This is a genomic window from Streptomyces canus 299MFChir4.1, from assembly GCF_000383615.1.
GTDB lineage: Bacteria > Actinomycetota > Actinomycetes > Streptomycetales > Streptomycetaceae > Streptomyces > Streptomyces canus_C.
This window is the reverse complement of sequence record NZ_KB911600.1, coordinates 1-20,386: the sequence shown is the minus strand read 5'-3', so window position 1 is coordinate 20,386 and position 20,386 is coordinate 1. Positions and strand designations below refer to the sequence as shown.

At 69.3% G+C, this 20,386-nt stretch carries 12 protein-coding genes, 1 tRNA gene and 2 rRNA genes; 3 read left to right on the top strand and 12 right to left on the bottom strand.

Going from position 1 to position 20,386, the window contains the following annotated elements:
* Window position 1 precedes the first annotated feature (1 nt).
* Window positions 2–865 carry an Fpg/Nei family DNA glycosylase gene (locus H293_RS0131475; protein ID WP_020121801.1) on the top strand — a complete coding sequence of 288 codons (864 nt, stop codon included), beginning with the start codon at window positions 2–4 and terminating at the stop codon, window positions 863–865.
* A 32-nt stretch (window positions 866–897) separates the two neighbouring features.
* Complete coding sequence (locus H293_RS0131470) at window positions 898–1,662, top strand: SDR family NAD(P)-dependent oxidoreductase (RefSeq protein WP_020121800.1); 765 nt, start codon at window positions 898–900, stop codon at window positions 1,660–1,662.
* A 479-nt stretch (window positions 1,663–2,141) separates the two neighbouring features.
* Here the strand turns inward: H293_RS0131470 and H293_RS0131465 are convergent, their stop codons facing one another.
* From H293_RS0131465 to H293_RS0131430, 8 genes are all read right to left on the bottom strand, one after another.
* A complete protein-coding gene (locus H293_RS0131465; RefSeq protein WP_007385114.1) occupies window positions 2,142–2,522 on the bottom strand; it encodes a helix-turn-helix domain-containing protein in 381 nt (126 codons plus the stop codon).
* Window positions 2,523–2,631: 109 nt separating this feature from the next.
* Complete coding sequence (locus H293_RS0131460) at window positions 2,632–3,177, bottom strand: CinA family protein (RefSeq protein ID WP_028808359.1); 546 nt, start codon at window positions 3,175–3,177, stop codon at window positions 2,632–2,634.
* On the bottom strand, window positions 3,174–4,013 hold the full coding sequence (gene pgsA / locus H293_RS0131455) for a CDP-diacylglycerol--glycerol-3-phosphate 3-phosphatidyltransferase (RefSeq protein WP_020121798.1): 840 nt from the start codon (window positions 4,011–4,013) through the stop codon (window positions 3,174–3,176). Before pgsA ends, H293_RS0131460 begins: the two co-directional genes overlap by 4 nt.
* A complete protein-coding gene (gene rimO / locus H293_RS0131450; protein ID WP_020121797.1) occupies window positions 4,010–5,506 on the bottom strand; it encodes a 30S ribosomal protein S12 methylthiotransferase RimO in 1,497 nt (498 codons plus the stop codon). The genes pgsA and rimO overlap by 4 nt, the downstream gene beginning before the upstream one ends.
* Before the next feature lie 93 nt (window positions 5,507–5,599).
* Complete coding sequence (locus tag H293_RS0131445) at window positions 5,600–6,436, bottom strand: helix-turn-helix domain-containing protein (protein WP_020121796.1); 837 nt, start codon at window positions 6,434–6,436, stop codon at window positions 5,600–5,602.
* A gap of 245 nt (window positions 6,437–6,681) precedes the next feature.
* Complete coding sequence (locus H293_RS0131440) at window positions 6,682–9,405, bottom strand: DNA translocase FtsK (RefSeq protein WP_051138186.1); 2,724 nt, start codon at window positions 9,403–9,405, stop codon at window positions 6,682–6,684.
* A 118-nt stretch (window positions 9,406–9,523) separates the two neighbouring features.
* Complete coding sequence (locus tag H293_RS0131435) at window positions 9,524–10,210, bottom strand: response regulator (protein ID WP_020121794.1); 687 nt, start codon at window positions 10,208–10,210, stop codon at window positions 9,524–9,526.
* A gap of 244 nt (window positions 10,211–10,454) precedes the next feature.
* Window positions 10,455–15,926 (bottom strand): HAMP domain-containing protein, encoded by a 5,472-nt coding sequence (locus H293_RS0131430; protein ID WP_106968453.1) that lies wholly within the window; start codon window positions 15,924–15,926, stop codon window positions 10,455–10,457.
* Between the two features lie 396 nt (window positions 15,927–16,322).
* Between H293_RS0131430 and H293_RS0131425 the strand changes: the two genes are divergently transcribed.
* Window positions 16,323–19,076, top strand: a complete 2,754-nt coding sequence (locus tag H293_RS0131425) for a SpoIIE family protein phosphatase (protein ID WP_020121792.1) — start codon at window positions 16,323–16,325, stop codon at window positions 19,074–19,076.
* 47 nt (window positions 19,077–19,123) lie between these two features.
* Here H293_RS0131425 and H293_RS0131420 read toward each other — a convergent pair.
* The 4 genes from H293_RS0131420 to H293_RS0131405 form a co-directional block, all read right to left on the bottom strand.
* A tRNA-Thr gene (locus tag H293_RS0131420) sits at window positions 19,124–19,199 on the bottom strand.
* 74 nt (window positions 19,200–19,273) lie between these two features.
* Complete coding sequence (locus tag H293_RS0131415; protein WP_020121791.1) at window positions 19,274–19,936, bottom strand: DegT/DnrJ/EryC1/StrS family aminotransferase; 663 nt, start codon at window positions 19,934–19,936, stop codon at window positions 19,274–19,276.
* Between the two features lie 114 nt (window positions 19,937–20,050).
* Window positions 20,051–20,167 (bottom strand): 5S ribosomal RNA (gene rrf / locus H293_RS0131410).
* 70 nt (window positions 20,168–20,237) lie between these two features.
* Window positions 20,238–20,386 (bottom strand): 23S ribosomal RNA (locus H293_RS0131405); the annotation flags it as partial.

Here is a 20,386-nt window from a genome sequence, read left to right as displayed (position 1 = left end):
CATGCCCGAAGGAGACACCGTCTGGCAAGCCGCGAAGCGCCTGCACACCGCCCTCACGGACAAGGTGCTGACCCGCAGCGACCTGAGGGTGCCGAAATACGCCACAGCCGACCTCACAGGCCGCAGGGTCCTGGACGTCACCCCTCGCGGCAAACACCTCCTCACCCGCATCGAAGGCGGCCTGACGCTCCACTCCCACCTCCGCATGGACGGCTCCTGGAAGGTGTACGCGGAGAACCAGCGCTGGACCGGCGGCCCCACCCACCAGATCCGCGCGATCCTGGCCAACACCGACCGCACAGCCGTCGGCTACCGCCTCCCCGTCCTCGAACTGCTCCGCACCGCGGACGAGCACAAGGCCGTCGGCCATCTCGGCCCCGACCTCCTCGGCCCGGACTGGGACCCCGAGCGCGCCCTCGCCAACCTCCTCCGGGACCCGGCCCGCCCCCTCGGCGAGGCCCTCCTCGACCAGCGCAATCTCGCCGGCATCGGCAACGTCTACAAGAGCGAGCTCTGCTTCCTGCTCGGCGCCACTCCCTGGCTCCCCGTCGGCGCCCTCCCCGCGGACCGCGCCGCACAGCTTCCCGCACTCGCCAAGAAGCTCCTGGAGGCCAACCGCGACCGCCCGGTCCGCAGCACGACCGGCCGCCGCGGCCAGGACCTGTTCGTCTACGGCCGCGCCCCCCGCCCCTGCCTCCGCTGCCGCACCTCTCTCCGGGTCGCCGACCAGGGCGACGGCTCCCGCGAACGCCCCACGTACTGGTGCCCGACCTGCCAGATCGGCCCGACCCCGAGCCCACACCGCAGGGCACCGGGTGGACCGGGTGGAACACACTCCAGAACCTCACGCCGTACGACTAATTGACGACCCGTCAGAAATGCTCGTACCGTCGCTCCATGGCCGTCAGCGCGTACGACCTCACCGGACGCACCGCGTTCGTCACCGGCGCCGCGAGCGGCATCGGCCGCGCGACCGCCGTCCTGCTCGCCGAGGCGGGTGCCACCGTCCACTGCGCCGACCTCGACGCGGCCGGACTGCACGAGACCGCGACGCTGATCAAAGACGCCGGCGGCACCGCCCGCACCCACCCCCTCGACGTCACCGACCGGGGACAGCTCCACCAGGCCGTCACCTCCTGCGAGCGCCTGGACGTGCTGGCCGCGGTCGCCGGGATCATGCACAGCAGCCCGGTCCTGGACACGCGGGACGAGGACCTCGACCGCGTCCTGAACGTCAACTTCAAGGGCGTGCTTCACGCCTGCCAGGAGGCGGCCCGTCTGATGCTCGACCGGCAGACGAGGGGCAGCATCGTCACGATGGCCTCCGGCGCCGTGGACACGGGCGGCGCCGGCCTGCTCTGCTACGGCGCGGCCAAGGCGGCCGTCGTACAACTCACGAAGACCCTGGCCACCGAGGTCGGCCCGTACGGCATCCGGGTCAACGCCGTCGCACCCGGATGGATCCGCACCCCCATGACCGACCGCCACGACGAAGACGCCCAGGCCCACACCGAAGCGCTCATGTCCCGCATGTCACCGCTCAAGCGCGTGGGCGCACCGGAGGACATCGCCCACGCCGTGCTCTATCTGGCGTCCGACGCCTCGTCCTTCACGACGGGCCAGATCCTCCGCCCGAACGGCGGCGTGGCGATGCCGTGGTAACCGCTCCCGGCTCCGCGGGCTGCCCGGCCGGCCCCGCGCCGGCAGGCTTGCCCGCCCGCCACGCCTGAGCCCACCGCCCAGCGGCTACGGCTCCCGCGGCCCGCGCCTTCGGCACACAGTGCACCGGCAGCAGGCTCAGCCCCCACCCACCCGCCGCGACCGCCCCTTCGAGCACCCCGGCGTCCGGCGCCAGCACCAGTCGCGCCACGGCACACCACCACAGCGCCCCGAGCCCGAGCGCCATCCCCCGGCGTACTGTCGGCCCCGCCATGCAGCCACCTCCAGCCCGGACGCTAGACGGCCGCCCGATCCGCGGGGAGGGCGCATCAAGGGCACACGGACGCACCGACGCGGCCGTCGCTCCAAGATGCACGAAAACCCCGACCGGCGCCTCTCCAGACCAGCTGGAGAAACCCGTCCGGGGCCTCGCAGACTTCCTCGCGGTGAGCCATCGATTCACGGCACACCGAGCGCGAGCGTCACGCCGCTACGACGTCCACCGCTTCGCTCGGCGCCTTGATGGTCACTCGTTCCGGTGGCACACCCTTCACCGACACGGAACCCAGCATCGGGCGCACGGGCGCCGGTACGGGCTCGCTGGGGGTGGCCGCAGCAGACTGGGCCAGCTCGGCGAGGGCGAGCTCGTCGCTCACTTCCCGCATGAGCTCGGACATCCGTACGTCCAACGCGTCGCAGATCGCGGAGAGCAGCTCGGAGGAAGCCTCCTTCTGCCCCCGCTCCACCTCGGAGAGATAGCCGAGTGAGACTCGGGCGGAGGAGGAGACCTCGCGCAGAGTACGGCCCTGGCGCTGGCGCTGCCGACGCAGCACGTCACCCAGCAGGCGACGGAGCAGAATCATCGGTGGCTCCCTCCTCGGACCGCGTAGCCGCATCCTTCACGCCCCACCGTACCGCCTTGCGCCGCGGCCGTGCGGGGAGCGATGTCGTGTTCACTCAGGGCTGCAAACATCAAAACCCCCCGTTCCGTTCCGTATCCTGTGCCCGCTCATTCCCGGTCTGTTCGCTCGCAAGCTCCTCAAGGAGGAGTGCGAGTACGCTCCGTACACTCTCCATACGAATTTCCGCACGGTCGCCGTTCAACCGCAGCGCGGTCACTTTCCCGCCACTGACTGCCTCGGAAGCGCCCTCGAAGGGTCCGTCGACAGCCACGAATACCGTTCCGACGGGCTTGCCGTCCTGCGGTTCCGGGCCCGCGACCCCGGTGGTCGCGATGCCCCAGTCGGCGCCGAGCGCCTTGCGCACTCCGGCCGCCATCTGGGCCGCGACCTGCGGGTCCACCGCACCTCGCTGGTCCAGCAGGGTGGCGTCGACCCCCAGCAGCTCCTGCTTCAGTTCGGTGGCGTAGGCGGTCACCGAACCCCGGAACGCCTGGGACGCGCCGGGTACCGCTGTGATTTCCGCCGCAACCAGTCCGCCCGTGAGCGACTCGGCGACCGCGAGCGTCCAACCCTTCACGGTGAGTAGTCGCACCACTTGGGCGGCCGAGGAATTCACGCTTCCGACTCCTCCAACGCCGCTCGGCGCTCGGCGATTCCCTGCCTGCGCAGCACAATGGCCTGTCTCACATAGTCGAGCCCGGTCACGACGGTCAGGACGACCGCCACAGCCATCACCCAGAACCTCGCGGTGGCCAGCCACCCCGTCAGCGCCAGGATGTACATCCCTACGGCGATGCCCTGGCTGAGGGTCTTGAGCTTGCCGCCCCGGCTCGCCGGGATCACGCCGTACCGGATGACGAGGAAACGCAGGAGGGTGATCCCGAGTTCCCTGCCGAGGATGACGATCGTCACCCACCAGGGCAGGTCGCCGAGGCCGGACAGACAGATCAGCGCCGCTCCCATGATCGCCTTGTCGGCGATGGGGTCGGCGATCTTCCCGAAGTCCGTGACGAGGTTGTAGGTGCGCGCCAGGTGCCCGTCGAACAGGTCGGTGATCATGGCGATGGCGAAGGCCGCCCAGGCGAACGAGCGCCACGCGGGGTCGTGCCCACCGTCGGCCAGCATCAGCGCGACGAAACCGGGCACGAGGAGCAGCCGGAGCATGGTCAGCAGATTGGCGATGTTCCAGACGCTGGCCTGGTTGACGGCCGCGGCCGCGATCTTCCCCCCACGCGCGGGCTTCGCACCGGAGTCGCCGCCGACCTCCGACGCCGCTTCGGAAACGACACCCACCGCGGGGACGGCACTGGCGTGCATCGCTGCGGCCGTACCGGAGACCGCGTCCGAGGGAGCGCTCGGTGCCACGCCGGACGCGGCGCCCGAGACCGCGCCCGCCGGTCCGCCCTTCGCGGCGGAGGGGCCACCCGCAGCGGACGCCGGTACTCCGGTCATCTGCCCGCCTCCTCACTACACGCGAGCGAGCCGTCGAGCGGCTCGGCCACCAGGTCGACACCTTCCGTACCGACCACCTTCGCCTCGACCATACGACCGACACTCAGACCTTCGCCGCTCGTGAGCAGCACCTGGCCGTCGGTCTCGGGGGCCTGGTGCGCGCCGCGGCCATACACGCCCTCCTCGTCGACGGACTCGACCAGCACGTGCACGGTCTCGCCGACGCGCTCCTCGGCGCGCTGCGAGACGAGTTCCTCGGCGAGCCGGGAGATGTGGGCCAGCCGCTCCGCGACGACGTCCTCGTCCAGCTTGTTCTCGTACGTCGCCGCTTCGGTGCCCTCCTCGTCGGAGTACCCGAAGACACCGATGGCGTCCAGTCGCGCGCCGTTCAGGAACCGCTCCAGCTCGGCGAGGTCGGCCTCGGTCTCGCCGGGGAAGCCCACGATGAAGTTGGAGCGCACGCCGGCCTCGGGGGCCTTGCCCCGGATGGTGTCGAGGAGCTCCAGGAAGCGGTCGGTGTCACCGAAGCGGCGCATCGCGCGCAGCACGCCGGGGGCGGAGTGCTGGAAGGACAGGTCGAAGTAGGGCACGACCTTGGGCGTGGAGGTGAGCACGTCGATCAGGCCGGGCCGCATCTCGGCGGGCTGCAGGTAGCTGACGCGCACCCGCTCGAGGCCGTCCACCTCGGCGAGTTCGGGCAGCAGGGACTCCAGGAGGCGGATGTCGCCGAGGTCCTTGCCGTACGAGGTGTTGTTCTCGGAGACCAGCATGATCTCCTTGACGCCCTGCTCGGCCAGCCAGCGCGTCTCGTTGAGGACGTCCGAGGGGCGGCGGGAGATGAAGGAGCCGCGGAAGGACGGGATGGCGCAGAAGGAGCAGCGCCGGTCGCAGCCGGAGGCGAGCTTGACCGAGGCGACCGGGGAGCCATCCAGACGGCGGCGCAGGGGCGCACGGGGGCCGGAGGCCGGAGCGAGCCCCTCCGGAAGGTCTGCGGGCGCCGCCTCGGGGGCCTCGGCGGCCGGGCCGTGTCCGGGCAGCGCGACGGACGCCGCCGAGTCCTGCCGTTCGGCCGGGCTGATCGGCAGCAGCTTGCGCCGGTCGCGCGGGGTGTGGGCGGCGTGGATGCCACCGCTGAGGATGGTCTGGAGCCGGTCGGAGATGTCGGCGTAGTCGTCGAAGCCGAGCACCCCGTCCGCTTCCGGCAGCGCCTCGGCGAGGTCCTTGCCGTACCGCTCGGCCATGCAGCCCACCGCCACGACGGCCTGGGTTCTGCCGTGCCCCTTGAGGTCGTTGGCCTCCAGGAGGGCGTCGACGGAGTCCTTCTTGGCGGCCTCGACGAAGCCACAGGTGTTGACGACGGCGACATCCGCGTCCGCGGCGTCCTCCACGAGATCCCAGCCGTCCGCCTCCAAACGGCCTGCGAGCTCCTCCGAGTCCACCTCGTTGCGGGCGCAGCCAAGAGTGACCAGTGCGACGGTACGGCGTTCAGGCATGGGCTCAAGACTACTTCGTCCCACTGACACCCCACGTCGAAGGGGTTGGCCGATGCCGGCCAACCCCTTCGGAGCGAGAAACCCAACAGCTGCCTAGCCGACCTGAGGGTCGCCCTTCGTGTACGTCAGGCGCTCCACGGCGCCGGGCTGCCAGTCGTCGTCGATCTTCTTGCCGTTCACGTACAGCTGGATGGCTCCGGCGTCACCGAGGACGAGGTTGATCTTGTCGCTGTCCTGGAAGGTCTTGGAGTCGCCCTGCTTGAGCAGTCCGTCGAAGAGGGTCCGGCCGTTGTGGTCCTTGGCGAGGATCCAGCTCTTGCCGTCGGCGGCGCTGACCTGCACGGTCACCTTGTCCTGGGGCGCTGCCGCGATGGCGCTGTCGGACGGCGTGGGCTTCGTGTCCTTGGGGGTCTTGTCGGACTTGGGCGTCGGGGACTTGCTGGTGGCGGGCGTGGTGCCGTCGGCCACCTGTGTCGTCCCGCCGTCGTCGCCGCCCTTGAAGGCGGTGAACCCGACGAAGCCGACCACGGCGACGATCGCGGCGACCATGGCCGCGGTCCAGTTCGGTCCGCGCCGCTCGGGACGGATGCGTTCCGCCTCGAACAGCGGGGCGGCCGGGGTCGGGGCCGGACGCCCGCCGCCGTGATCGGCGGCGTACTGGTCCAGAAGGGGGGCCGGGTCCAGATGGACGGCCTTGGCCAGGGTCCGGATGTGGCCCCGGGCGTACACATCGCCACCGCAGGGGGCGAAGTCGTCCGCCTCGATGGCGTGCACGATGGCGATGCGAACCCTGGTGGCGTTGCTGACGTCGTCGACGGTCAGCCCGGCCGCGATCCGCGCCTGTTTCAGGGCGTGGCCGACGGAGAGGTGGGCTTCCTGCGGGTCGTCTTCGAACGGACGCTCGTCTTCAGGGGAGTTGCCGATGGACACGGGGGCGCCTTTCGAGCGTTTAGCCACCTGTGCTGGAGGTTCAGTCTAGGGGGGGTGCGAAAGGGTGGGGCAACCGGGCGGTGGGACTTTGTACGCCATCGGAATGGCCGAACACGCCGATGGTGGGGCAGCAAGCTTTTCGCTTCCCTCAACTTGACGTACGCCGAAGGGAAACGGTTGCTCAATGATCCCTTACGGGTGAGTCACGATCGAACATCGGTGGCCGCACCCGCGTCGGGCTCCCTCTAAGCCTCCCCGCGGATCACCGCGAGCACGCCGTCGAGTTCGTCAGCCTTCACAAGAACATCACGAGCCTTGGAGCCCTCGCTGGGTCCGACGATGCCCCGGGACTCCATCAGGTCCATCAGCCGGCCCGCCTTCGCGAACCCGACCCGCAGCTTGCGCTGGAGCATGGAGGTCGAGCCGAACTGCGTGGAGACGACCAGCTCGGCCGCCTGGCACAGCAGGTCGAGGTCGTCGCCGATCTCCTCGTCGATCTCCTTCTTCTGCTTGGTGCCCACGACGACGTCGTCCCGGAAGACCGGCGCCATCTGGTCCTTGCAGTGCTGGACGATCGCCGCGACCTCTTCCTCGGTCACGAAGGCACCCTGCATACGGGTGGGCTTGTTGGCACCCATCGGCAGGAACAGCCCGTCGCCCTTGCCGATCAGCTTCTCGGCACCCGGCTGGTCGAGGATGACCCGGGAGTCGGCGAGCGAGGACGTGGCGAAGGCGAGCCGCGAGGGCACGTTCGCCTTGATCAGACCGGTGACGACGTCCACCGACGGCCGCTGGGTGGCGAGCACCAGGTGGATGCCGGCCGCGCGCGCGAGCTGCGTGATCCGCACGATCGCGTCCTCGACGTCCCGCGGGGCGACCATCATCAGGTCGGCGAGCTCGTCGACGATCACCAGCAGATACGGGTACGGCTGGAGCTCGCGCTCGCTGCCCTCGGGCAGTTTGACCTTGCCGTTCCTGATGGCCTCATTGAAGTCGTCGATGTGCCGGAAGCCGTAGGCCGCCAGGTCGTCGTAGCGGAGGTCCATCTCCCGTACGACCCACTGGAGCGCCTCGGCGGCCCGCTTCGGGTTGGTGATGATCGGCGTGATCAGGTGCGGGATGCCCTCATAGGCCGTCAGCTCCACGCGCTTGGGGTCCACGAGGACCATGCGCACGTCCTCGGGGGTCGCGCGGACCATGATGGAAGTGATCAAGCAGTTAATGCACGACGACTTACCGGAACCGGTGGCTCCGGCGACGAGCACGTGCGGCATCTTCGCCAGGTTGGCCATCACATAGCCGCCCTCGACGTCCTTGCCCAGCGCGACCAGCATGGGGTGATCGTCCTCGGCGGCCGCCGCGAGCCGCAGCACGTCACCGAGGTTGACCATCTCCCGGTCGGTGTTGGGGATCTCGATGCCGACCGCGGACTTGCCGGGGATCGGGCTGATGATCCGCACGTCCGGACTGGCGACGGCGTACGCGATGTTCTTGGCCAGCGCGGTGATCCGCTCGACCTTCACGGCGGGCCCGAGCTCGACCTCGTAGCGCGTGACCGTCGGTCCGCGCGTGAAGCCGGTGACGGCGGCGTCGACCTTGAACTCCGTGAAGACGGTCGTCAGCGAGGCGACTATGGCGTCGTTGGCCGCACTGCGCGCCTTGCCCGGGCCACCGCGCTCCAGGAGGTCGAGGGAGGGCAGCGCGTAGGTGACGTCGCCTGACAGCTGGAGCTGCTCCGCGCGCGGGGGCAGCTCGCTCGGAGCCTCGGGAGCGGGCTTGGTGAGGTCGGCGACCTCGACCTTGAGCTTCTCCTGCTTCGGACGCGCCTCCTGCTTGGGCCGCGCGGCCGGGACCGGAGTGGGTACCGGGGTCGTCTCCACCCGGTCGCCCACGCTGACGCCCTGGGTGAGGTCGGCGACCAGCGGCGAGGGCGGCAGGCCGTGCATGACGACGCCGTCCAGATCGGCGGCGGCGGCCGCGGCGATGTCCACGGCGTCCATCCGCCGGTCCATCGCGGGCTGCGGCACAGCGGAGCGCCGGGGGCGCCCGCGGCGCTGCGAGAGGGCCTCCTGCTCCGCTCCGTCGGGGTCGTACGACTCGGGCGCGGGACCTCGCTTGCGTCCGCGCGCGGGCAGCGCCTCGCGCCACTGCTCGTCGTAGCGCTCGTCGTCCTCGCCGAACTCGTCCTCCGCCGGGTCTGGGAGGATCCCGAGCCGCACACCGAGCTCCCGCAGCCGTCGCGGAATGGCGTTGACCGGCGTGGCCGTGACGACGAGCAGCCCGAAGACCGTCAGCAGCACGAGCAGCGGTACGGCGAGGACCTCGCCCATGGTGTACGTCAGCGGGGTCGCCGCTCCCCAGCCGATGAGGCCGCCGGCGTCCCTTATCGCCTGCATGCCGTCGCTGCGGGCCGGTGCGCCGCAGGCGATGTGGACCTGACCGAGGACGCCGATGACGAGCGCCGACAGGCCGATCACGATCCGGCCGTTGGCCTCGGGCTGCTCGGGGTGGCGGATGAACCGTACGGCGATGACCCCGAGCAGTATCGGCACGAGCAGGTCGAGCCGGCCGAAGGCGCCGGTCACGATGATCTCGACGAGGTCGCCGACGGGCCCGCGCAGGTTCGACCAGGTACCGGCGGCCACGATCAGGCCGAGGCCGAGCAGCAGGAGTGCCACGCCGTCCTTCCGGTGCGCGGGGTCGAGGTTCTTCGCACCCTGCCCTATCCCCCGGAACACCGCGCCCACCGCATGGGCGACGCCGAGCCAGAGGGCGCGGATGAGCCGGAGAACACCTCCGGTCGGGCTGGGCGCCGGCCTCGGCGGCGCGGCCTTTTTCGCCGCGGCCTTCCTGGCGGGCGCCTTCTTCGCCGGTGCTTTCTTCGCAGGCGCCTTCCTCGCCGGCCCCTTCGCGGGAGCGGCAGCCTTCTTGGCGGGCTGCTTCTTGGCTGCGGAGGGACGTGAGGCCATGAGTGTGAGGTTACCGGTGGAGACGACCGCGGACACGTGTGCCCGCTGCTTCACCCGTTCGTGTCGCTTCTGGTGGGGTGCCGAACTGACGCGGGCTCAAGGGCTCCCTCGGCGAGCGTCAGTTCTGCGAGGGGACCGACGGGGAACTCCCGGTGCCCGGCTCCAGGGCGTCCAGCGCCCGCCGCAACCCCGTGAGTTTGCGTTCGAGATGGGCGGCCGTGGCCACCGCGGCCGCGTCCGCGGACTCGTCGTCCAACTGCTTGGAGAGCGCCTCGGCCTGCTCCTCGACCGCGGCGAGCCGCGCGGACAGCTCGGCGAGCAGACCCGCCGGCTCCTTCGCGTCCCCGATCGCCGCCTTGCCTGCGCCGCCGCCCTCCAACTGGAGCCGCAGCAGCGCCGCCTGCTCCCGCAGCTGGCAGTTCTTCATGTAGAGCTCGACGAACACCGAGACCTTCGCGCGCAGCACCCACGGGTCGAACGGCTTGGAGATGTAGTCCACCGCACCCGCCGCGTACCCCCGGAAGGTGTGATGCGGCCCGTGGTTGATGGCGGTGAGGAAGATGATCGGGATGTCCCGGGTCCGCTCCCGCCGTTTGATGTGCGCAGCGGTCTCGAAACCGTCCATGCCAGGCATCTGGACGTCCAGCAGAATCACCGCGAAGTCGTCCGTGAGCAGCGCCTTGAGCGCTTCCTCCCCGGACGATGCCCGCACCAGTGTCTGATCGAGCGCGGAGAGGATGGCCTCCAGCGCCAGCAGATTCTCCGGCCGGTCATCGACCAGGAGGATCTTGGCCTTCTGCACCATGGCCCGCCCTCCTCGCCCCGGATGTGCACCGGGTGCCGCCCCTGGGGACGACTCCCTTTCGCCGCCCGTCCTTGTGCCGGTCATCGTAGCCGCACCCTGTCTGTCGCCACACCCTGTCACCGTGATGTCACTGTGCACGTAGCAGAAACGTAGCGGGAGACCAGAAGGTTCCCCGAATCCCGTACTTCTACACGGCGTCGGGCACACTCAGTCAGCAACTCCGCGTGAACTCCACCGATTCCCATCACTCCCCCCGCATCCACTGTTCCATCACCGACAGCAGATGATCGGGATCGACCGGCTTGGTCACGTAGTCGGAGGCGCCCGACTCGATCGCCTTCTCCCGGTCGCCCTTCATCGCCTTGGCGGTCAGCGCGATGATCGGGAGCCCGGCGAACTGCGGCATCCTGCGGATCGCGTTGGTCGTCGCGTACCCGTCCATCTCGGGCATCATGATGTCCATCAGGACGACCGCCACGTCCTCGTGCTGCTCCAGCACCTCGATGCCCTCACGGCCGTTCTCCGCGTAGAGGACCGAGAGTCCGTGCTGTTCGAGGACGCTGGTGAGCGCGAAGACGTTGCGGATGTCGTCGTCGACGATCAGCACCTTCTCCCCGCCGAACCGGATGCCCCGGCGCGGCTGCGGCGCGGACTGGTGCTCCACCGCCGACCACTGGTCCGGCTGCCCGATCCGCTGTTCGAGGGACGGTGCGGTCCTGCGACGGCGCCTGAAGAGCGCCGCGGCCCCGTTCTGCGTCTCCTGGTACGACCTCACCTCGGCCGGCGTCTCGACCTCGACCCCGGCCCTCCCGTTTTCCGACGTGGACGCCACCAGGTCGCCGGCCTCCAGGGCGGGCATGGACTGCTGATATCCCTGCGGCGGCAGTTCGCTGGGGTGCAGCGGCAAATACAGCGTGAACGTCGATCCGCGTCCCGGCTCGCTCTGCGCGTGGATCTCGCCGCCGAGCAGTTGTGCGATCTCCCGCGAGATCGACAGACCGAGGCCCGTGCCGCCGTACTTGCGGCTGGTCGTGCCGTCGGCCTGCTTGAAGGCCTCGAAGATCACCCGCATCTTGCTGGCCGCGATGCCGATACCGGTGTCGGTCACCGAGAACGCGATCAGGTCGGCACCCGGGTCACGCAGCGAACCGGCCTCCAGCAACTGCTCCCGGATCGCCACCGGCACATCCCGCCCGGCGGGCCGGATGACCAGCTCGACGGCCCCGGAGTCGGTGAACTTCACCGCGTTGGACAGCAGGTTCCGCAGCACCTGGAGCAAACGCTGTTCATCGGTGTGCAGGGTGGCGGGCAGCTCGGGCGAGACCCGTACGGACAGGTCCAGGCCCTTCTCCGCGGTCAGCGGACGGAAGGTGGCCTCCACGTAGTCCACGAGCTGCACGAGCGCGATACGCGTCGGTGAGACGTCCATCTTGCCCGCCTCGACCTTCGACAGGTCGAGGATGTCGTTGATCAGCTGGAGCAGGTCGGACCCCGCGCCATGGATGGTCTCGGCGAACTCGACCTGCTTGGGGGTGAGGTTGGAGTCCGCGTTGTCGGCGAGCAGCTTGGCGAGGATCAGCAGCGAGTTCAGCGGCGTCCGCAGCTCGTGCGACATGTTGGCCAGGAACTCGCTCTTGTAGCGCATCGACACGGCGAGCTGCTCGGCGCGTTCCTCCAGGACCTGCCGCGCCTCCTCGATCTCGGTGTTCTTGACCTCGATGTCGCGGTTCTGCTGGGCCAGCAGCTCGGCCTTCTCCTCCAGCTCGGCGTTGGACGCCTGGAGGGCCTTCTGCCGGTTCTCCAACTCGGCCGACCGCTCCCGCAGTTGCTCGGTCAGCTCCTGCGACTGCTTCAGCAGCACCTCCGTCTTGGTGTTGACGGAGATGGTGTTGACGCTGGTCGCGATCATCTCGGCGATCTGGTTGAGGAAATCCTTCTGGATCTGCGTGAAGGGTGTGAAGGACGCGAGCTCGATGACACCGAGCACCTTGCCCTCGAACAGCACCGGGAGGACGATCACTTGCGCGGGCGGCGCCTCTCCGAGACCGGAGGAGATCTTCAGATAGCCACTGGGCGCGTTCTCCACCAGGATCGTGCGCTTCTCCTCGGCCGCCGTCCCGATCAGCGCCTCCCCCGGCCGGAACGACGTCGGCATGGAGCCCATCGAGTAGCCGTACGACCCGAGCATCCGCAGCTCGTACTGCTCCTCCGCCTCGGCGCTCATGTCCTTGCCGTCCAGGAGCGGCATCGCGACGAAGAACGCGCCGTGCTGCGCGGTCACCACCGGTGTCAGCTCGCTCATGATCAGCGAGGCCACGTCCTCCAGGTCCCGGCGGCCCTGCATGAGCGCCGAGATACGGGCCAGGTTGCCCTTGAGCCAGTCCTGCTCCTTGTTGGCGATCGTGGTGTCGCGCAGGTTGGCGATCATCTTGTTGATGTAGTCCTGGAGCTCCTGGATCTCACCGGACGCGTCCACGTCGATCTTCAGGTTCAGGTCGCCCCGGGTCACCGCGGTCGCCACGCGCGCGATGGCGCGGACCTGCCGAGTAAGGTTTCCTGCCATTTCGTTCACGGACTCGGTCAGGTCCCGCCAGGTGCCGTCGACGTCACGCACGCGTGCCTGGCCGCCGAGCTGTCCTTCGGTACCCACCTCGCGGGCGACCCGGGTGACCTCCTCGGCGAAGGACGACAGCTGGTCGACCATCGTGTTGATGGTTGTCTTCAGCTCCAGGATCTCGCCGCGCGCGTCGATGTCGATCTTCTTGGTCAGGTCGCCCTTGGCGATGGCCGTGGTCACCATGGCGATGTTCCGCACCTGACCGGTCAGGTTGGACGCCATCTGGTTCACGGACTCGGTGAGGTCCTTCCAGGTGCCGGCCACGCCGGGCACCCGCGCCTGGCCGCCCAGGATGCCGTCCGTGCCCACCTCACGGGCCACCTTGGTGACCTGGTCTGCGAACGAACTCAGCGTCTTCACCATGGTGTTGAAGGTGTCGGCGAGCTGCGCGACCTCACCGCGCGCCTCGATCGTCACCGTCCGCGTGAGGTCGCCGTTGGCGACCGCGTTCGCGACCTGGGAGATGTTGCGCACCTGCATGGTCAGGTTGTTGGCCATCAGGTTCACGTTGTCGCTGAGGTCCTTCCAGATGCCCGTGACACCCGGAACCCGCGCCTGACCGCCCAGCTGCCCCTCGGTGCCCACCTCACGGGCCACCCGGGTCACCTGCTCGGCGAAGGACGAGAGCTGGTCGACCATCGTGTTGACCGTGGTGACGAGCTCCAGGATCTCGCCCTTCGCGTCGACGGTGATCTTCTTGGAGAGATCACCCTTGGCGACCGCCGTGGTGACCTCGGCGATGTTGCGCACCTGGATCGTCAGGTTGTTCGCCATGAAGTTCACGGACTGCGTGAGGTCCTTCCAGGTGCCGGAGACACCCTGCACCTCGGCCTGACCGCCCAGGATGCCCTCGGTGCCCACCTCACGGGCCACCCGCGTCACCTGGTCGGCGAAGCTGGAGAGCTGGTCGACCATCGTGTTGAGGGTGTTCTTCAGCTCCAGGATCTCGCCGCGCGCGTCCACGTCGATCTTCTGTGACAGGTCACCCCGGGCCACCGCGGTGGCCACCTGGGCGATGTTGCGCACCTGGGCAGTAAGGTTTCCTGCCATTCCGTTCACGGAGTCGGTCAGGTCCCGCCACACCCCGGCGACGCCGGGCACCTGCGCCTGACCGCCGAGGCGGCCCTCGGTGCCCACCTCGCGGGCCACCCGGGTCACCTGGTCCGCGAAGGCGGACAGCTGGTCGACCATCGTGTTGATGGTGTTCTTCAGCTCCAGGATCTCGCCGCGCGCGTCCACGTCGATCTTCTGCGACAGGTCACCCCGGGCCACCGCCGTCGTCACCTGGGCGATCTGCCGCACCTGAGAGGTGAGGTTGCCACCCATGAAGTTGACGGAGTCGGTGAGCTCCTTCCAGGTCCCGGAGACACCGGGCACGACGGCCTGACCGCCGAGGCGGCCCTCGGTGCCCACGTCCCGGGCCATCCGCGTCACCTGGTCGGCGAAGGCCGAGAGCTGGTCCACCATCGTGTTCACGGTGTTCTTCAGCTGGAGCATCTCGCCGGAGACGTCCACGGTGACCTTCTGCGACAGATCGCCGTTGGCCACCGCCGTCGTCACCTGGGCGATGTTCCTCACCTGTCCGGTGAGGTTCCTGAACGCGGTGTTGACGGAGTCGGTCAGGTCCTTCCACGTACCGGCGGCCCCGGGCACCTGCGCCTGGCCGCCCAGCTCACCCTCCACACCGATCTCGCGCGCCACACGCGTGACCTCGGCACCGAACGCCGACAGCTGGTCCACCATCCCGTTGACGGTGTTCTTCAGCTCCAGCATCTCGCCGGCCACGTCCACGGTGACCTTCTGCGACAGGTCACCGTTGGCCACCGCCGTCGTCACGGCTGCGATGTCGCGCACCTGGGTGGTGAGGTTCCGGAAGACCGTGTTCACCGAATCGGTGAGGTCCTTCCACGTCCCCGCCGCACCCGGCACGTTCGCCTGCCCGCCGAGCTGCCCCTCGGCACCGACCTCGTTGGCCACGCGCGTGACCTCGTCCGCGAAGATCCGCAGCGTCTCGGTCATCTGGTTGATCGTGTCGGCGAGCTGCGCGACCTCGCCGCGTGCGGAGACAGTCACCTTCTGCGACAGGTCACCACTGGCGACCGCCGTCGTCACCTGGGCGATCCCGCGCACCTGGGCCGTCAGATTGCCGGCCATGAGGTTCACCGAATCGGTGAGGTCCTTCCATACCCCGGCCACACCCGGCACCTGCGCCTGACCGCCGAGCTCGCCCTCGACACCCACTTCGCGCGCGACGCGGGTCACCTCGGAGGAGAACGAGGAGAGCTGGTCCACCATCGTGTTGACGGTGTTCTTCAGCTCCAGCATCTCGCCGGCCACGTGGACGGTGACCTTCCGGGACAGGTCACCCTTGGCGACGGCCGTGGTCACCAGCGCGATGTCCCGCACCTGGGCCGTCAGCCGGTACGCCATCGTGTTGACGGACTCGGTCAGGTCCTTCCACGAACCCGACATGCCACGCACGCGTGCCTGCCCGCCGAGCTTGCCCTCGGTGCCGACCTCGCTGGCCACGCGCGTGACCTCGTCGGTGAAGGTGGACAGCTGATCGACAAGGTTGTTTACAGTCCGCCCGACCTTCAGGAACTCCCCGCGCAGCGGATGCCCCGTCCCGTCCGGAGCCTGGGTCCTGAGCTCCATACGGGGCGACAGATCGCCCTCCGCGACCGCGGACAGCACCCGGCCGACCTCGGAGACGGGCCGCACGAGATCGTCCACGAGCGCGTTGGAGGCATCGATGGCGGATGCCCAGGAGCCCTCGCAGGCGCCTGTTTCCAGCCGTTCTGTGAGCTTGCCCTCACGGCCCACCATGCGCCGCACCCGTGACAGCTCACCCGTCAGATGCAGATTGCGGTCGGCCACCTCGTTGAAAACGGCCGCGATCTCCGACATCACGCCGTCGCCGGACACCGTGAGCCGCTTGCGGAAGTTCCCGTCACGCATCGAGACCAGCGCGGACATCAGCCGGTCCAGGGCAGCCGTGTCCACCGCGGTGGTCCCACCGCGCGGTTTGCGCTGGCCGCTCGGGGACTGTCCGCTCTTCGCGCGCGTCCTAGTGCCCCGCGTCGCTGCGCCAGACTCCACTGTGTCCCTCCCGCAGGGGTCGACCGTTACTGCTGTGCTCGGGTGGTACCGCGCGGCACACCGGTTGCTGCCGCGCGCTTCTGCTTACTACAGCGATATTTCAACCAGGCGTGCGAACCCGCACCACGGGCTGCTGCCCGCCGTACGAGCAAGCCACTCGGCCTGCCCGAACCTTCTTCAAGAGCTTGCCCAGTGTTTCACCCCGGTTGAACCCGGCCATAACAGTTCGGCAGCTTCGCACATCGTCCGCACACCGTCCGGACGGAAACACTGCAGACCGGCATCCGCATGGCCGTCGAAGGTAAGTAACCTTGCATGCGGCTGTCCAGCCGAGCCGGTCCGTCCGGCCTGGGCGGTGGCACGAGCACGAGCGGGCATCGGAGGGCGGCCGCACACATGACCACCGGACTGATCCCCGGGGGACAGAACCCGGATCCCCGGCCGACGGGCGGTCTGCCGCAGCAGCGGCACGAGCCGGTCGGCCAGGCAGCCCTGCACGTCGACAACCGGTCGAGGAGTTCCGTGATCACCGCGCGCGCGGCAGCCAGCTTCGAGCCCGTCGGACGATCGGTGGCGACCGCCCGGTCCTTCGTCCGCGACACCCTCCAGGGCTGGGGCTTCGCCGACATCGTCGACGACGCGGTGGTCCTCACCAGCGAACTCGTCACCAATGCCGTGGTCCACGCGGGCACGTCCGCCGACGTTCTGTGCCTGCGCAGTGACGACGGTGTACGGATCGAGGTGGCCGACCACTACCCCGAACGTGAGATCCCCCTCCAGGGCCAGGCCGTCAACATGGGCAACCTCGACCGCGAGGGCGGCCGCGGCCTCCAGCTCTGCGCCGCGCTCGCCGGCCGGTGGGGCGTCGAGTACACCCCCGCCCACAAGCAGGTCTGGTTCCAACTCGACCTGCCCGAGCGCCCGGTGGGCACCCGCACCGCCGGCCCGTCGCTGCCCGCGGACCTCCTCCCGCTGGCCGACGGCCGGGTCCGCGTCGCCGTCGTCCAGATCGACCGTACGGGCGCCATCACCTCGTGGAACGAGGACGCCGAGGAACTCTTCGGCTACGGCGCCGACCAGGTCCTCGGCAAGCCCCTGACCGACCTCGCGGCCTGGCCGCACACCCCGGGCACCGGCACCGGCATCGCCGAGGCACTCCAGCTCTCACGCTGGGAGGGCAGCTACGGCATAAGGGCCGCCAACGGCCGCGTCACCTCGGTCTACGCCTCCCACCTGCGCGTCCGCGACACCGGCGGCGAGCCCTCCACCGTCTGCCTCCTGGTCCGCGACCACGAACGGGCCGTACTCCAGACGCCGTTGCGCGTCCCCTCCTCCGACACGACCACCTCCGCCGACGGCCAGAGCACCGACCCCTTCGAGGTGTTCATCGGCTCCCCGGCCCCGGACGACCTCGACGGGCTGCTCCAACGCACCGTCGAACGCGCGCGCGACATGCTCGACGGTGACTCCGCCTTCCTGCTCCTCGCGACCGACGACGAGACGGAGCTGGAGGTCCGCGCCTCCACCGGCCTGCCCTCCGCACGTCAGCGCTTCGCGCGCGTGCCGGTCGAAGCGGGCCCAGGGCGCTACGGCTCCGCCCGCATGCCGGCCGTCCATGACGACCTGTCGGCCGTACCGGGTGCCGTACCGCTCCTGAGCGGCACGGGCATGCGCTCGGTCGTCACGGTCCCGCTGAAGGTCGAGGGACGCCTCACGGGCTCCCTGGGCGTGGCCGCGGAGGGTCCCGGCAGATACTCGAACGAAGAGGCCCTGCGGCTCCAGTTCGCCGCCGACCGCATCGCGTTGGCCGTCGAGTCGGCCCGCCTGGGCGAACTCGAACGCCTGCGCCGCGGCTCCCTGAGCTTCCTCGTCGAAGCCTCGGACCTCCTGGCCGGCACCCTGGACCGCGACCAGACGCTGGCCCTCATGGCCCAGATGACCGTCCCCACCCTGGCCACCTGGTGTGCCGTGTACACGATCGCCGACCAGGCGTCGGATCCCTATCTGTCGTACGTCCTGCACGAGGACGAGGAACTCATCGACGGCATCAAGTCGTTGCTGTCGAAGATCCAGCCCCCTGACCCGGTCCCCACCCCCGGCGCCCGCGTCTGGTCGGCCCCCGGCGAGGCGGCCCACCAGGCGGCCCTGCGCAGCTCCATGCGCAGCCTCGGACTCACCGGCGGCCAGACCCACCAGCTCGCCTCCGGGATCGGCCCCACGCTCGCCACGGCCTCCGCGGTGGGCGGCGAGACCGTCGTCCTCCCCCTGGTCGCCCGCAACCGCGTCATCGGCATGCTGACCCTCGGCAAGCCCGCCGACGAACACTTCCGCCAGGAGATCCTGGAACTGGCCGAGGACCTGTCCCGCCGGGCCGCCCTCGCCCTCGACAACGCCCGCCTCTACTCCGAGCGCACGGCCATCAGCCAGTCCCTCCAGCGCAGCCTCCTGCCGCCCGAGCTGCCTCAGATCGACGGCGTCGAGGTCGAGGTCATCTACCGCGCGGCCGGCGAGGGCAACGAGGTCGGCGGCGACTTCTACGACCTCTTCCCCATCAGTGACGGCGCGTACGGCTTCGCCATCGGCGACGTCTGCGGCACGGGCCCGAACGCGGCGGCGGTGACGGGCCTCGCGCGGCACGCCCTGCGTCTCCTGGCCAGGGAGGGCCTGAGCGGCCCGGCGGTCCTGGAGCGCCTCAACTCCGCGATCCTCGACGAGGGCGCCCGCAGCCGCTTCCTGACCCTGCTCTACGGCGAGTTGTGGCCGCAGGAGGACGGCAGCGCCCGCCTGAAGGTCGTCTGCGCCGGCCACCCGCTCCCCCTCCGCCTGCGCCAGGACGGCACCGTGGAGCCGGCCGCCGAACCCCAGCCGCTCCTCGGCGTGATGGAGGACCTGGAGCTCTACGAGCAGACGGTCACCCTCGACCCGGGCGACGTCCTGCTCTGTGTCACGGACGGCGTCACAGAACGCCGGGAAGGCACCCGCATGCTGGGCGACGACGGTCTCGCCGACGTCCTCACCACCTGTACGGGCCTGACGGCCGGCGCTGTAGCGGCCCGCATCATGCGCGCGGTCGAACGCTTCGCCTCCGACGCCCCGTCCGACGACATGGCGATCCTGGCAATGCGCGTCCCGGGCCTGCACACGGACTGAGAGAGAACACGAAAAAGGCCCCGCCCGAATGGGCAGGGCCTTTTGGCTGGAGCCCCCTAACGGAATCGAACCGTTGACCTTCTCCTTACCATGGAGACGCTCTGCCGACTGAGCTAAGGGGGCCTGTTGCTTTCCGAGGTTTCCCTCGCGGCAACGGAATAGATCATACCCCGAGCAGACCCGTGCTCCCAACTCGCTCAGAAAGCAGGCTGAAGCAGTCCGCCGAGGGCATTGCACGCGGCCACCACTCGCTGCATGTCCCGCTTGGTCAGCGAGGCATCGACCGGCAACGCAAGCGTCTCGTCGGCGGCCAGTTCGGTCTCCGGCAGCGACACACAACGCCGGAACTCGGGAAGCCGGTGCACGGGCGTCTTCACCGGCACCCTGCACTCAACTCCCTTGCTCCGCAGGGCCCGGGCGAACGCGTCCCGGTCGGGCCGCCCGTTGCCGGGAACCCGCACGACGTACTGCTGGTAGGTGTGCCCGTCCCCACCGTCGGGCGTGCGCACACCGCGCAGCTTCCCATCGAGATAGCAGGCCCGCTCCCGCCGCTGAGCGGTCTCGTCGTACGGTGCCTCGGACTCGCCTTCCTGCAGTACCAGCAGCCCGTGCCGCCGCCCGACCTCGAGCAGGCGCGTCATGTCGGCCGGCCTTCCGAATCGGTGCACGACAACGACGGCCGCCGTCCGCGGAGTCACGGCCGCTTCGACAGCGGACGCGTCCAGGCAGTAGCTGACCGGATGTATGTCCGCGAACACCGGGAGCGCACCCGCGAGTGTCACCGCCTCGGCGACCTCGACGTTCCCGAAGGCCGGTACGACGACCTCGTCACCGACTCCGACGCCGGCGGCCCTGAGCATTGCAGCAGTACCCATGCTGGGGATGGTGGTTGCGCAACGTGAACTTCAAGTGACGCCCAACAAAAAAGGGTTGGACCCCGAACCGAAGTTCAGGATCCAACCCTTTGAAGAATTGTTCGGCGGTGTCCTACTCTCCCACAGGGTCCCCCCTGCAGTACCATCGGCGCTGTAAGGCTTAGCTTCCGGGTTCGGAATGTAACCGGGCGTTTCCCTCACGCTATGACCACCGAAACACTATGAAGTTCGACCGGAAAAAGACACAGTCGTTGCCTCAGAACTAACACAGTGGACGCGAGCAACTGAGGACAAGCCCTCGGCCTATTAGTACCGGTCACCTCCACCCATTACTGGGCTTCCAGATCCGGCCTATCAACCCAGTCGTCTACTGGGAGCCTTAACCCCTCAAGGGGGTGGGAGTCCTCATCTCGAAGCAGGCTTCCCGCTTAGATG

Excerpts from the sequence above, each read along its gene's own strand:
- pgsA (WP_020121798.1), bottom strand. The coding sequence starts at position 4,013 with ATGACCGGAGTACCGGCGTCCGCTGCGGGTGGCCCCTCCGCCGCGAAG.
- H293_RS0131415 (WP_020121791.1), bottom strand. The coding sequence starts at position 19,936 with ATGCTCAGGGCCGCCGGCGTCGGAGTCGGTGACGAGGTCGTCGTACCG.
- rimO (WP_020121797.1), bottom strand. The coding sequence starts at position 5,506 with ATGCCTGAACGCCGTACCGTCGCACTGGTCACTCTTGGCTGCGCCCGC.
- H293_RS0131435 (WP_020121794.1), bottom strand. The coding sequence starts at position 10,210 with ATGGTGCAGAAGGCCAAGATCCTCCTGGTCGATGACCGGCCGGAGAAT.
- H293_RS0131475 (WP_020121801.1), top strand. The coding sequence starts at position 2 with ATGCCCGAAGGAGACACCGTCTGGCAAGCCGCGAAGCGCCTGCACACC.
- H293_RS0131470 (WP_020121800.1), top strand. The coding sequence starts at position 898 with ATGGCCGTCAGCGCGTACGACCTCACCGGACGCACCGCGTTCGTCACC.
- H293_RS0131440 (WP_051138186.1), bottom strand. The coding sequence starts at position 9,405 with ATGGCCTCACGTCCCTCCGCAGCCAAGAAGCAGCCCGCCAAGAAGGCT.
- H293_RS0131465 (WP_007385114.1), bottom strand. The coding sequence starts at position 2,522 with ATGATTCTGCTCCGTCGCCTGCTGGGTGACGTGCTGCGTCGGCAGCGC.
- H293_RS0131425 (WP_020121792.1), top strand. The coding sequence starts at position 16,323 with ATGACCACCGGACTGATCCCCGGGGGACAGAACCCGGATCCCCGGCCG.